Annotated in this window: 8 protein-coding genes; all 8 read right to left on the bottom strand. The window is 72.3% G+C overall.

Annotated features, from left to right (window positions below):
- Positions 1–4: 4 nt before the first annotated feature.
- The gene (locus tag ACZ7L9_RS07550) at positions 5–964 is read right to left on the bottom strand and encodes an AAA family ATPase (protein WP_471413369.1); all 960 of its coding nucleotides are present in this window, start codon (positions 962–964) and stop codon (positions 5–7) included.
- Positions 961–1,374: a CU044_2847 family protein gene (locus tag ACZ7L9_RS07545; RefSeq protein WP_471413367.1), complete on the bottom strand. Its 414-nt coding sequence runs from the start codon at positions 1,372–1,374 to the stop codon at positions 961–963. Before ACZ7L9_RS07545 ends, ACZ7L9_RS07550 begins: the two co-directional genes overlap by 4 nt.
- An 84-nt stretch (positions 1,375–1,458) precedes the next feature.
- Positions 1,459–4,452, bottom strand: a complete 2,994-nt coding sequence (gene fxsT, locus ACZ7L9_RS07540) for an FxSxx-COOH system tetratricopeptide repeat protein (protein WP_471413365.1) — start codon at positions 4,450–4,452, stop codon at positions 1,459–1,461.
- A gap of 81 nt (positions 4,453–4,533) precedes the next feature.
- Positions 4,534–5,946 carry an aKG-HExxH-type peptide beta-hydroxylase gene (locus ACZ7L9_RS07535; RefSeq protein ID WP_471413364.1) on the bottom strand — a complete coding sequence of 471 codons (1,413 nt, stop codon included), beginning with the start codon at positions 5,944–5,946 and terminating at the stop codon, positions 4,534–4,536.
- Positions 5,943–7,136, bottom strand: a complete 1,194-nt coding sequence (locus ACZ7L9_RS07530) for an FxsB family cyclophane-forming radical SAM/SPASM peptide maturase (RefSeq protein WP_471413363.1) — start codon at positions 7,134–7,136, stop codon at positions 5,943–5,945. The genes ACZ7L9_RS07535 and ACZ7L9_RS07530 overlap by 4 nt, the downstream gene beginning before the upstream one ends.
- Before the next feature lie 144 nt (positions 7,137–7,280).
- Positions 7,281–7,478, bottom strand: a complete 198-nt coding sequence (gene fxsA, locus ACZ7L9_RS07525; protein ID WP_471413361.1) for an FxSxx-COOH cyclophane-containing RiPP peptide — start codon at positions 7,476–7,478, stop codon at positions 7,281–7,283.
- 259 nt (positions 7,479–7,737) lie between these two features.
- The gene (locus ACZ7L9_RS07520) at positions 7,738–11,271 is read right to left on the bottom strand and encodes an SAV_2336 N-terminal domain-related protein (protein ID WP_471413359.1); all 3,534 of its coding nucleotides are present in this window, start codon (positions 11,269–11,271) and stop codon (positions 7,738–7,740) included.
- Between the two features lie 7 nt (positions 11,272–11,278).
- Complete coding sequence (locus tag ACZ7L9_RS07515) at positions 11,279–12,310, bottom strand: AAA family ATPase (protein WP_471413357.1); 1,032 nt, start codon at positions 12,308–12,310, stop codon at positions 11,279–11,281.
- Positions 12,311–12,375: the final 65 nt, after the last annotated feature.

Here is a 12,375-nt window from a genome sequence, read left to right as displayed (position 1 = left end):
CGGCTCAGCCGAAGAGGGCGCTGACGCGGTCGTCCTCGTCCGGCCCCCAGGTGAGGGCGGCGCCGTGGGCGGAGTCCGGTCTGCGATGGCGCAGGGCCAGCGGCAGCACACGGCGGACGTGGTCGGGTTCGACCTGCCGGTGCCCGTCCCGTGCGGCCAGCGCACGGGCGGTCTTCGCCACGAGGAGGTCACCGCGCTGCCCGATCGCGCCCAACAGTTCCGCCGCCTCGGCGCAGAGCCCGCTCACGCTCTCGTCGAGCCGGACGTCCTTGAGCCGGTCCCTCGCCGCCAGGAGCGCGGTACGCAGTGTGTCGTCCTCGTGCTGTGCGGCGCGCAGCCAGGCGGAGTCCTCGGTCTCCAGTTCCTCCTCGAAGGTGAGCACGGTCGTGATCATCCGCCTGCGCTCGGCGAGATCCAGCTCGGACGCCGCCACCATCAGGCCGAAGCGGTCGAGCAGTTGGGCCCGCAGGCTGCCCTCTTCGGGGTTCATGGTGCCGACGAGTCCGAACGACAGTTGCCTGGCCATGTCGATGCCCTCGCGCTGGACGGACAGCACACCGGTGGAGACGACGTCCAGGATGATGTTGACGAGGTGGTCGTCCAGCAGGTTGACCTCGTCGATGTACAGCAATCCCTTTCTGTCGGCCTCTTCGAGCAGGCCGGGTTGCGGCTTCGCCACGCCCCGCATCAGCGAGTCCAGTTCCCAGCCGCCGACAACCCGGTCGTCGGTCGCGTTGATCGGCAGCGTGACGGGCAGTTCGCCGCCGGACATGAGCGCGAAGGCGCGGACAACGGTGGATTTGGCGGTGCCCCGCTGCCCGGCGATCAGCACCCCGCCGATCCTCGGCGAGACGAAGTTGAGCTCCAGGGCCAGCTTGAGCTCCTCCTGCCCGACGATCCGGCTGTACGGGAGGATCGGCACCCGGGCCGCCGGGGCGGCGGCCACGGACAGTGACTCGCTCATGAGGGTGTCGCCGTGGCAGTGGCCTGCCCCTCGTTGCCGGGCTGCCAGCGGAAGGTGACCTGGATCTGCGCCTCGGCTCCGGCCTTCACCACAGCCGCCATGCCGGCCTCGAAGGTGATCCCGACCTGGAGTTCGATCTCGTCGGGCCGCATTCCGTCACCGAGTTCCCCGAGCCTGCGCATCGCCTGGGCGGCGCAGCGTCGCGCCAGATCGAGCCCGTCGCCGTACAGATCACCGGCGCCGCTCAGGACGCGCCGGGCAGCGTCCGCGCCGCCCCTGGTGTCACCGGAACCGTAGAAGGATTCGCCGTCCCCGGTCAGCGCCGGTTCCGTCGTGAAGGCCTCGGCATCCACGACGACCGGGATCGGGTCGTCCTCCCCCGGTGTCGTGGACCCGACGATGACCGTCATCCGCTCCCCCGTTGCATCGCGACCGACGTATTCCGAAAGGATACTGACGGTCACTCACTTATTGAGTGGCTTTCCTGAAACGAATCAGATCATCTGCGGCTCGAAGTCCCAGTACGGACGGTTGCGGGAACGGGCCGACACCGTGTGGACATGTTGGGCGCCCAGCGTCGCGACCAGGTCGCCCAAAGCCTCCCGCTCGACCTTCTCCGCGCGCTCGCGGTCACGGGTGCCGCGCAGGTCCGCGGCGTGGGCGATCCGGGCGGAGAGGGTCAGCGGGTGGGTCCGGCCGAGGACCTCGGTGGCCCGGGCGATGACCGCGTCCGTCAGCGCGGACGCGGATTCCGGGTCGCCCACCAAGTTGCGCAGCGCCGAGGCGTTCACCGCGCAGCCCAGGGTCCAGGGGTGGTGCTCGCCCACAGCCCGCGTCATGTCCGCGAGCGCCTCCTCCAACACGGCGTGCGCGTGGTCGCGTTCGCCCACGTTGCGGAGGATCAGGGCATGGTTGGCCCGGGTTCCCGCCACGTACGGGTGCTCCTCGCCGAGCATGTCCACATAGCCGTCGACCACCTTCTCGCTTATGGCCCTGGCCTGGTCGATGTCTGCGTGCTCGCGGGCGAAGAAGCTCTGGCTGGCCGCGAACATCATGGTCAGCGGGTCGTTCTCGCCGAGCACCCGCTCGCTTCGTTCGAGAACGCGGGTGAACAGGGCCGCGGCCTTGGCACGCTCCCCCGAGCGGTACTGGCAGAGCGCGAGATTGTGTTCGGCGCGCAGGGCCTGCGGGTTGTCGGGTCCCATGACCAGCCGGTGCACCCGGACGCTCTGGTTCTGGAGCGAGAGGGCGTCGCCGTAGCGGCCGAGCAGACGCAGGTCGGTGGCGTAGTGGGTCTCGGAGTAGAGCGTCCAGCTGTGGCGTGGCCGCAACACCTGCCGCCTGGACTCCATTGTCCGCCGGTTCAGCTCCAGGGAGTCTTCGTATCTGCCGAGCAGCCGGAGCGACATGGCCAGGTTGTTCTGCGCGCTGAGCGTGCGCGGGTCCTGGTCGCCCAGCAGTTCGCGGTACGCCGCGAGGATCCAGGTCGACATCTCCAGTGCCTCGTCGTACCGCCCCAGGCCCCGCAGGTCGGCGGCGAGGCCACCGGCGGCGCGCAGGTGTTCCAGGTCCCGTGCGCCGCGCTCGGCGCGGAGGTGGTCGACGGCGGCGCGTTCGATGGCTTCCGTGCCGGCGTAGTCGCCGACGGCCCGCAGCACGTTCGCGTAGTTGTAGCTGAGGTCCCAGACCCTGGGGTGGTCCTCGCCGAGGAGTTCCCGCCAGGCCTTCATAGCGCGTTCGCCCAGCTTGATGCCGGCCCGGTACTCGCCGGAGAGGTACATGTAGCGCAGGCAGTTGAGCACCAGGGTGTGCACGGCCGGGTCGGTGCTGTTGAGTACGTCGGCCCACTTCAGGTGTGGGGTGATCTCGGCGTAGGCGGGCCACAGCCGGGTATCGTTGGGGCGGCCGGGGTCCGCGGCGACGAGGGCCCTGCGGACCACGTCGATGAACTCGTTCCGGTCGCGTTCCGGCATGTCCTTGCCGACGATCTGGTGGACCATGCGGTGCATGTAGAGCGATTCGCCGGACGAGGCCTCCTCGCCGGCCACCTCGTGTGACTCCAGACGGACCACGGAGTACTGGCGGAGCTGGCCGATCGCCTTGTTCCACAGCAGCGGGTCGTTCATCAGGCCGGAGAGCTGTTCCGGCAGTTCGCCGGGGGGCATTTCCCTCAGCAGCCGCACGGGGATGGAGCCGGGTGCGAAGAAGCTGCACAGGCGCAGCAGGTCGACGGATTCCGGGACGGTCTCCTTGAGCTTGTTCAGCAGTATCGACCAGGCGGTCTGGAAGGCGAGCGGGAAGTCGGCGGAGACCTTGACGACGTCCTGGTCGATGCCGCCTTCGAGCAGTTCGATGTACTCCTCGACGGACATGTCGGAGTCGTTGAGCCAGCCCGCCGTCTGGTCGAGGAGGAGCGGGAGGTCCTCCAGAGCCTCGGCGAGCTGGTCGGCGTCGTTCGGGGTCAGGCGTGGTGCGCGGCGGCGGATGAAGGCCACCGACTCCTCGCGCTCGTAGACGGGGACCTCGACGAGGTTGCTGTTGTGCTCGCTCCACTCCGGGTTGCGGGAGGTGATCAGCACATGCCCCGGGCCGGTCGGCACCAGGTCCCAGATGTGTTCGGGCTCGTCCGCGCCGTCCAGGACCAGGAGCCAGTGGGAGTGCGGTTCGCCGCGGCGCAGCGCGTCCCGGACCGCGCGCAGCCGCTCCCCGTACTCGGCACCCGTGGACAGGCCCAGTTCGGGGGCGAGTTCGGCGAGCTTCTGGCGGTAGAGGGCGCGGCGGTCGGCGGGCACCCACCACACGACGTCGTACTCGGAACCGAACCGGTAGACGTACTCCGCCGCCAGCTGCGTCTTCCCTACGCCGGACATGCCGTGCAGGGTCACGACCGCGGCACCGGGTCCGGCGTCCTGGAGGGCCTGGTACGCCTTGCTGAGCAGCTCCTCGCGGCCGGTGAACCGGGTGTTGCGGCGTGGCACCCCGCCCCACACCTCGGGGACGTCGGCCGGATACCGGGGCCCCGGCCTGGCCTCGACGGGGTCGGGCAGCGGGTCGGTGGGCAGGCCCAGGCGCACCAGGAGCCGCCGCTCGGCCTCCTCGGCGCCGACGTTGGTCAGGTCGGCCGCGCCGAAGGCCGCCGTGGCGCCGGGCAGCGCGGACGTGGTGACGCAGACGGCGGTGAAGCGGTCGAGGTCGGGGGCGACAACCTCGCGCAGCGCCCTGTTCCACTCGTCGTGGCTGCGCGGGCCGAGCTGGAAGTACCAGTCGCTGAGGATCACCAGGACGCGGCCACGGGAGAGCGTCAGGTCCCGCAGGGACTCCTCCAGCGGGACCTCCACCGACGGGTCCCAGCGCTGCTGGACGACCGTCACCCCACGCCGCTCCAGGCGGTCACCGATCCATGTCGCCCAGGCCCGGTTGAAACCGGCGAAACTGATGGTGACGGTTTGCGCCCCGGTTGCTCCAACTTGCCTACGCGTTCCGGGCATTCAACCGTCTCCCTGCCTCGATTCGAGCCTTGTCAACATACACCGGAGCATGGTCGTTCCGGCGGACAATCCCGGGGTCTCTCATGGCCTCCGCGGGCCGTTCCTCTGCTGCCATATCACCTTGGTGGTGGCCACGTACGCCTCCGCGCGCGCGAGGTGCCCCGTAGGAGGCGGGCAATCGTCCAGACGGTGGTAGAGCGTGATCATCTCGTTGACCAGCACCCGGCCTTCGCGGGTCAGTGCCGCCGATCCGGCCAGCACGGGCAGGACCGCCCCGACCTGTTCGCGGCAGCGGGCGTGCTCGGCCCAGGCCAGGTCGCGATGGGTGACGCGCCGCGCGGAGAGCGCGAACCGCTGCCAGTAGTCGGCGAGCGCGACGTGCGAGTAGGCGCCCTGGAGGAGACCGTCGAAGGGGCGGGGATCGGAGCGCCACGGTGCGAAGTGGCGTGGCTCCGGGTCCTCGTGGTGCAGCGGTACGAGGGCGCCGAGCGCGGCCAGTTTGGTGTGCTGGAGTTCGTGGACGAGGGTGGAGGCGAAGTAGGCGGGGGTGGCCGGTTTGCTGCTGAGGACGGCTCCGAACGCCTCGCGCCTGGTGCCGCTGCAATGTGCCGCGCCCTCGCCGATGGGCCCGGAGCCGGGCGGCGGGCCGAGCGGGACCAAGCAGCGCAGCAGGACCGCCGCTTCGGTGAGGCGGTGTTCGCCGCCGATGCCGAGCAGTGGTGCCACGCCGGCCCAGGACTCGGCCCACGCCTTGCGTTCGCGGTCGTCGATGTGGGTGGCGGCGCTCAGTCCGTGCGGCTGGAGTCCGCTGCCGTCGGTGCGGTACGGATCGACGTCGTCCAGGGGCACGGGGCCGATGCCCGACCGCACGGCGGGCAGGGTGAGCACCTGCAGCCAGCGCGGGTCGGCCGAGCCGGTCGACCCGTCCGGCTGCGTGTGTGCGACGAGGGGTGCCCCGTCCCCACCCTCACGTAGCGTCAGTTCGCTGTCGGAGAAGTCGATGACGACCGCTGCGGATGTTTCGGATGCCGTGCGCAGGGCGCCCAGGGTGGGCAGGGACAGGAGTCCGTCGCGTGCGGTGAGCCGGGTCGTGAACGGGATTCCGGCACGGATCGCGGCCGCGGCGGCCAGGGCACCCAAGTGGTCGAGATCGGCGCGGAGTTCGGGTCCGGGACCGGTGGCGGAGCCGGAGCCGGAGAGGCCGCGCAGGCAGCGCTGCGCCCAGGGCCCGGCGAGGGGGTGGAGCAGGACGGTGCGTACGGCGGTCCGGTCGGCGCGCTCGGCCGACTCCAGCAGCGCCCAGTCCTGGCGCAGGCGGTCGAGCGCCCGGGGCGGGCAGAGGGCCGTGGGGGCCGCCTCGGCCGCATCCAGCAGGGCCCGCAGCAGGAGGAGCCGGCGGGTGTCCTGATCGCGTACGAGGACGTGGAGGGTGTCGGCGTCGCCCTCGGTGCGGCCGAGCTGGCGCAGCATGTGGTCCGGGAGTCGGGGGGTCATCGGCGTTCTCCTGCGGTTGCGTCGGACAGCCGGGCGGCGACATGGCGTACCAGCCGTTCGAGGTCTGCGCAGTAGACGGACGGGTTGGCGAAGCCGCTCTCTGCGCGGTAGCGGTGTGCGTAGTGGCCGCCGCCGCAGACGGTCAGCAGCGGGCAGGTACGGCACGCTGCGGCGAGTGCGTCGGCGCCTGCCCGACGGGCGGCGACGCCGGGGTGGCGCAGGGCGTCGTCGAAGGTGTGGTGGAAGACGTCGAGCCCGGTAGCGGCGGCCGTGTCGTAGGCGGACTTGAGGGAGTCGACCTGTTCGATCGCCCCGTCCGTCTCGATCACGATCGCATTGACCGGGTCGAGGCCGAGGGACTCGGTGGCGCCGGGCAGGCCCAGCAGCAGGGCGACGCACTCCTCGAAGAGCCGGATCCGGGTTTCCCGCCGTCCGGCCTGCCACCAGCGGTCGAACACGGTGGTGAGCCAGTCGCCGTACGGGGTCGGGCGACCGGGCCCGGTGAGCTGCAGGCCCGGTGGAGGGGTCGTCCAGTTGCCGTGCGGCAGCAGCAGGTCCAGGGCCGGCGGGTGCAGTTCGAGCAGCGACTCGTACATCTCGATCGGGTCGGTGTCCGGATCGACGACGGTGAGGATGCCCGCGTACGCGTCGGGGTGCCGGTCGGCGAGGAGCCGGGCGCCGCGCGAGGCGGCGGGCCAGGAGGGGCGTCCGGCGTGGTCGGTGCGCCGGCTGTTGTGGGCGGGCCGGCCGCCGTCGAGGCTGATGCCGATGCGTATGCCGTGCCGCGCGAGGGTGGCGACGCGGGTCTCGGTGAGGAGGGTGGCGTTGGTCTGGACGGTGGTGTGGACGGTGCAGCCCTCGGGCGTCAGGCCGCGCACCCGGTCGGCGAAGGCGGCCAGCCGGTCGGCGCCCGCGAGGAGGGGTTCGCCGCCGTGCAGGACGAGCGCGACGTCCCGCAGCCCGTGGGTCGCCGCGTGTTCGGCGATGCGGTGCGCGGTGCGGTCGAGGACAGCGGGTGCGGCGGCGGCCGGACGGTCGCGCCAGGTGTGGTCGGGGCCCTCGTAGAGGTAGCAGTAACGGCAGGCGAGATTGCAGCGGCCGTGCACCTTGACGATGAACTGCCCGAAGGAGAACGGAAATCGGCCGTCCTCAGCACGCGGGAGCGGTTTCGGCGTCGCCTGTCGAGACACTCCCGCACCCCCGCGCCGTTCACATCCGACGGTACGGCCCCCGTCGCCGTCCCGAGGCGAGTATCCCTGGCCTGCCGTACCGGCAAACCCGCCCCTCACCATGATGTCCTGTTCAACCGGGCCCCGGACCGAAATCATGCGGCCTCAGAAGGCGTTGGTGAATCCCCACAGCATCTCCCGCGGCTGCTCCGCCCGCCCCCGAAGATCCGCGACCACCTCGGCGAGCACCGGATGGTCCAGCGTTCGCAGCGACTCCAGATCGAGTCCCAGCAGATCCGGCAGCGCGCCGGGTCCAGTGGACGGTCCGCCGTCCGGTATGCCCTTGTGTGCCGTCTCGCTCATCGTTCCTCCCCGTAACACCGCATCGTGCTCGTGGTGTGCTCGATCGTGCTCGTGGTGTGCTCGCCCTTGAGCACACCCCGTCCAGCCCGCGTCCTGACCTGTGCGCCGGCACGGACCCCGCCCGCACCGGTCGCCCATGTACGGATGCCCCGCACGCTCGGGCCTACGCCTCGTGAAGTATGCCGTCCGCCGGCCGTACGGCGGCGGGACACCCGCGCACCGGCCGCACCGCACCGCCGGGTGCTCTCCTTCGAGCAACTCAGCGCTCCAGCTCCGCCAGCCGCTCGGCGGTCGACTCGCCCGCCGAGCCGCCGCCGTCCGGCAGCTTTCTCCATTGCCGGACGGCCGCCCGGTACGCCTCGCGTGCGGCCCGGGGGCGGCCCGCCCTCTCGTATGTCATACCCCGCCAATGGTTGGCTGTAGCACCCAACTCGACGGCCTGATGAACCTGTTGCGGACTGTCCAGCTCCGCTTCCGCCGTCCCGGCCGCCTCGGCCGCGTCCCGGAACGCCTCGGCCGCCTCGTCGAGCCGGGCCGGACGGTGCAGCACCCGGGAGGCGTCGAGGTGGGAGCGACCCAGTTCCAGCCAGCAGCGCGCCTCGGTCAGCGGGTCGGTCGCCTCCTGGGCCGCGAGACCGAAGAGGTGCTCGGCCTCCCGCAGGTCGACCCGGTCGTCGGTGGCCCGGTGCCGCAGCATCAGTGCCCGGCCCAGCATCAGCAGCCGCTCGGCCTGGCGCCTGCCGCCCGCCGCCGTCTCCGTACGGCAGTCGCGCAGCACCCGTACCGCGGCACCGATGTGCGCGCGCCCGTCGGGCAGTTGGGCGCGGCGCAGCAGGGTGCCGCCCCACTCGGCGAGCAGATCGGCGTGGGCCTGCGAGTCGCGCGGGACGCCGCGCGCGGCGCGGGCGAACCAGTCGGCCGCCGCCACCAGTTCGTCCGGATTTCCGGTGTGCTCGTAGCGGGCGATACGGACCCGGGCGGCCCGGGTCTGGAGCGAGGCGCGCAGCCGCTGTTCCCGTACGGTCTCCAGCGCCTGCTCGATCAGGGCGCCCGCCTCGTCGGGCTCGTCGCCGGAACCGAGCAGGGCGTCCACGAGGTCCAGCAGGATGCGCACCTCGGTGCCCATGGTGTGCCGGCCGCCGCCCTGTTCGAACGCGGTACGCAAGGAGCGCGCCGCTTGGCGGGCGTAGACGCGGGACTGTTCGGCGTCGACGGTGGCGCCGGCCAGTTTCAGGAGCGTACGGCCGTGCGCCAGCGGCAGGGCGGTGGGGCGGTTCTCCTGGTCGGGCCAGACGTCGGCGAATGCCTCCAGCATGCCGCACGCGGCCTGGAGCAGGACGGTGTCGCCGTCGAGCCGCCACTGCGCCTCCAGGGCCCGGACCCGCTCCAGCGTGAGCCGGAGGGCTTCGGCGGGTTCCAGACCCGGGTCCGAGCAGGCGGCCGTGTACTCGCGGTCGGCGCGGCGGAGCAGTTCCAGTGCGCCGCGCCGGTCGCCGCGGCGCCGACGGTCGTCGGCTGCGGCATGCAACACCTTTGCCAGTACGGCCCGTTCGCGTACCGCGCCGGGGTGCGCGGCGGCCCGTTCGGCGGCGTACTCGGCCTCGCGGAGCAGTTCGGCATCGCCCTGGACCTCCCACAGTCGCAGGACGCAGCGCGAGTACTCCGCCCACAGCTCGGGGTCGGCGTCCGGCTGCTCCTCGCGCTCGGTGGCGCCCCGCAGCAACTGCACGGCGTCCATCAGGTACTGCACCATGTTGTCCGATTCGAAGTGCCGCAGCAGGACGCGGGCGCTCTCCACCGCCGCGTTCGGGGTCTGGACGGGGCTGCGGTGGCCGTCCCGGTCGGCCTGGATGACGAACTGCTCGGGCATGGGCATGAATCGCTCCAGTACGCGGACCGCGACCTCGGCGAAGGGGTGAGGGACGCGCGGCCCGCCGCTTGCGCCGCTCTCCCCGTTCTCGTCGCTCTCTTCGATGTCCTCGTCGGGCGAGCCGTTCGCCAGAGAGTCCGGGGTGGGGGTGATCCGCGACGGCCCGTACCGGCCCTCGCCGAGCTGGGCGAAGGCCAGGGCCGGGAAATTCGGCCCGCCCTTCCCGAACCGCTGCTCGATGTACTGCGAACAGTGTTTGAGTACGAGCAGTGCCTCGTCGCGGCCCAGCGGACCGAGCAGCGCCTCGCGGACACCGGGCGCGAACTCGTACCACTGACCGCCGTCCTCGCCGGTACCGCTCCCGTCCTGGCTCCTGCTCCGTGTCAGCAGTCCGCTCAGCAGCACCTCGGCGAGTTCGGACGGTCCGGAGTTCGGCAGCATCGTGCGCTGCACCAGCTGCATCACCGGCAGGTACAGCGGGGCTGCCGCGAGGTAGACGGCCAGTTGTCCGGCGGCCGGGGAGGCCGCCGAACGGAAGCGGCTGACCAGCTGGAGCGAGGACAGCCCGTCGCCGGGGCGCTGCGCGGCCGCTGCCGGCTGATCGGCCCGTACCCAGCCGACGGCGCCGGAGATCTGCCCCGCACCGGTGCCGGAGAGCAGTCTCGCCCAGGCCGCCAACGCGCCTTCCACCGGCGGGAGTACGGGGATCGCGAGCGCGCCCGGGTGCACGGCGGGCCCCGCTCCGGCGTGCTCCGTGACCTTCAGTACAGCGGCTCCGCCGGGCCCCTCGCCCCGGGACAGCGAACCGTAGGTCACCGGCAGCCTGGTCCGGTTCCACATCCGCTGCGGCAGGGGCTGGAGCACGGCGGCCGGGGCCTGCCCGGCCAGCTGGTGCAGCAGCCGGTGGGCCCGGCCGCTGTGCCAGAGCGGACCGGCGCAGTCGCTGATCAGGACGGTGACGCGCCGGCCGGTCGGATCGCTCAGCCGGTCCGCGGAGTTCAGCGGCGCGGCGGCCGGATCCCGGCTGCGGCTCACCGCCGCCGCACCGTCGGGCCCTTGGTGCAGATAGCGAACCTGGACATCCCGGAAGGCACCCAACTGACCGAAGATCTGCTGGAGTTCACCGAACATCCGGTCCCACACCAGCATCGAGGACGAGGCGTCCATGACGCACTGCAGGAGCGCCTCGCCCCGGGACGCGCCCCGGAACACCGGCATGATCATCCCGCCGGCCCGGGCGCTGAGCTCGGCGGTCGCCGTCTCGTCGAGGGTGCGGCGCAGTGGCGGTGCGGCCGGGCGATAGCGCTGCAACGGGCGCAGGGCTCGCTGGAGTTCGAGCGGTGCGGGCAGGGCGGGGGCGGCGGGCACGCCCAGGGTGAGGGCGCGCGCCCGGCCGCCCCGGCCGGCGCTCCGTCCGCGCCCTGCGGGGCCGTCCTGGCGGGGGCCGCCGGACGGCCCGGTACGGGGTACGGGGTAGAGGGCGATCCGCCGGTCCGCGTCCCCGGGGTCCTGCTTCCGCACGGCGTCGTCGCCGTCCGGTGCGGGATCCGGGACCTCGTCGCCCCCGGCCTCCGGCGGTGCGGGGCGTCCGCCCGGCCGGCCCTCCCCGGCCGGGTCGGCGGGCAGCGGCGCGGTCACGTCGCTCTCGTCGTCCGGCGCGTCGGGGTCGCGGGTCCAACGGGCCAGCCAGAGGGCGTCGCAGAGCTGCTCGACGTCGGGGTCGAGCCCGGCCTCCCGTAACCGGGCGACGAACGCGGGCAGCAGGCCCCCGTCGTACGGCGGTGCGCCTCCCGCCGCCGGTGCCTCGCGCGACGTACCGCCCCCGTCCAGGACGTCGTGGTCGCGAGGCTCCGGAGCCTCGCCCGCGCCGCTGTCGTGGCCGCCTTCCTCGTCCGGTCCGTGGCGTGGCGCGCCCCTGGACATCAGCGCATCACCTCGGCCGGTCGAGTCGCTGGATGAGCAGGTCGGCGAGGCGGTCGCGGCCGGCCGGGGCGGCGGCGTCGGTGAGGTAGATCGCGTTCAACAGCTGGTCGGTGGCGAGGAGTTCGCTCCGGGAGCGTTCCAGGAAGTGGGCGATGAGATCGTCCCCGGAGCGCGCCGCCTCGTCACCGAGGTGGGCGCGGACGAAGGTCGCGAGCCGCTGGTGGTCGGGGCGTCCGAGCTCCAGGTGGATGCAGCGGCGCATCAGGGGCGCCGGGAAGTCCCGCTCACCGTTGCTGGTGAGCACCACGAACGGGAAGGCCCGGCACTGCACCCGGCCGCCCCTCACCTTCACCTTGTTGCCGTCGTCGTCGAGGACCTGCGCCTCTCCGTCGGGCAGCCGGTCGGCGATCCGCTCCAGCTCGGGAATGCCGAACTCGCCCTCCTCCAGCACATTGAGCAGGTCGTTCGGCAGATCGATGTCGCTCTTGTCGAGCTCGTCGATGAGCAGGACGCGCGGCCGGTCCGAGGGCAGCAGCGCGGTGCCGAGCGGCCCGAGCCGGATGTAACTGCCGACGCTCTCCGCGGATTCGGCGCCGGTCGCCCCGGCCACCGCGCCGTGCGCGGCGATCTGCACGTCCTGGAGCCGGGCGATCGCGTCGTAGTGGTAGAGGCCGTCCTGGAGCTCCGAGCGGCTGACGATCGGCCAGCGCAGGACCCGGCCGAGCCCGAGCTCGTGGGCGACGGAGTGCGCCAGCGTGCTCTTTCCGGCGCCGGGGCTGCCGGTGACCAGCAGCGGACGCCGCAGATAGAGCGCGGCATTGATCATTTCGAGCTCTTCGGCACCCGGCCGGTGGAGTTCGGCGATGTGCCGGTAGCCGCCGAGACGGCGGTCGGCGGATCCGTCCCCGTCCTGCTCGCCGGGGGCCGGGGCGCCGCGGCCCGCGAAATCCCGCCAGGGCGGCGGGGGTGGCAACTGCTCGATGCCTTCGTGCGGCTCGCCGGCCCCTCGGTAGATGAGCCACTCGCTGGGTTCACTCATAGCGTGTTCCTCGTCGTCACTCGTCCGCCAGGGGCAGCAGTCGAACGTGCATCACGGTAGCGATC

The sequence above is a fragment of the Streptomyces sp. NPDC111516 genome (genome assembly GCF_055635345.1).
This window is presented reverse-complemented; position numbering and strand designations above follow the sequence as displayed.

Bases quoted from the DNA above. Each gene is read 5' to 3' on its own strand.
- ACZ7L9_RS07550 (WP_471413369.1), bottom strand. From the start codon at position 964: ATGAGCGAGTCACTGTCCGTGGCCGCCGCCCCGGCGGCCCGGGTGCCG.
- ACZ7L9_RS07545 (WP_471413367.1), bottom strand. From the start codon at position 1,374: ATGACGGTCATCGTCGGGTCCACGACACCGGGGGAGGACGACCCGATC.
- fxsT (WP_471413365.1), bottom strand. From the start codon at position 4,452: ATGCCCGGAACGCGTAGGCAAGTTGGAGCAACCGGGGCGCAAACCGTC.
- ACZ7L9_RS07535 (WP_471413364.1), bottom strand. From the start codon at position 5,946: ATGACCCCCCGACTCCCGGACCACATGCTGCGCCAGCTCGGCCGCACC.
- fxsA (WP_471413361.1), bottom strand. From the start codon at position 7,478: ATGAGCGAGACGGCACACAAGGGCATACCGGACGGCGGACCGTCCACT.
- ACZ7L9_RS07520 (WP_471413359.1), bottom strand. From the start codon at position 11,271: ATGTCCAGGGGCGCGCCACGCCACGGACCGGACGAGGAAGGCGGCCAC.
- ACZ7L9_RS07515 (WP_471413357.1), bottom strand. From the start codon at position 12,310: ATGAGTGAACCCAGCGAGTGGCTCATCTACCGAGGGGCCGGCGAGCCG.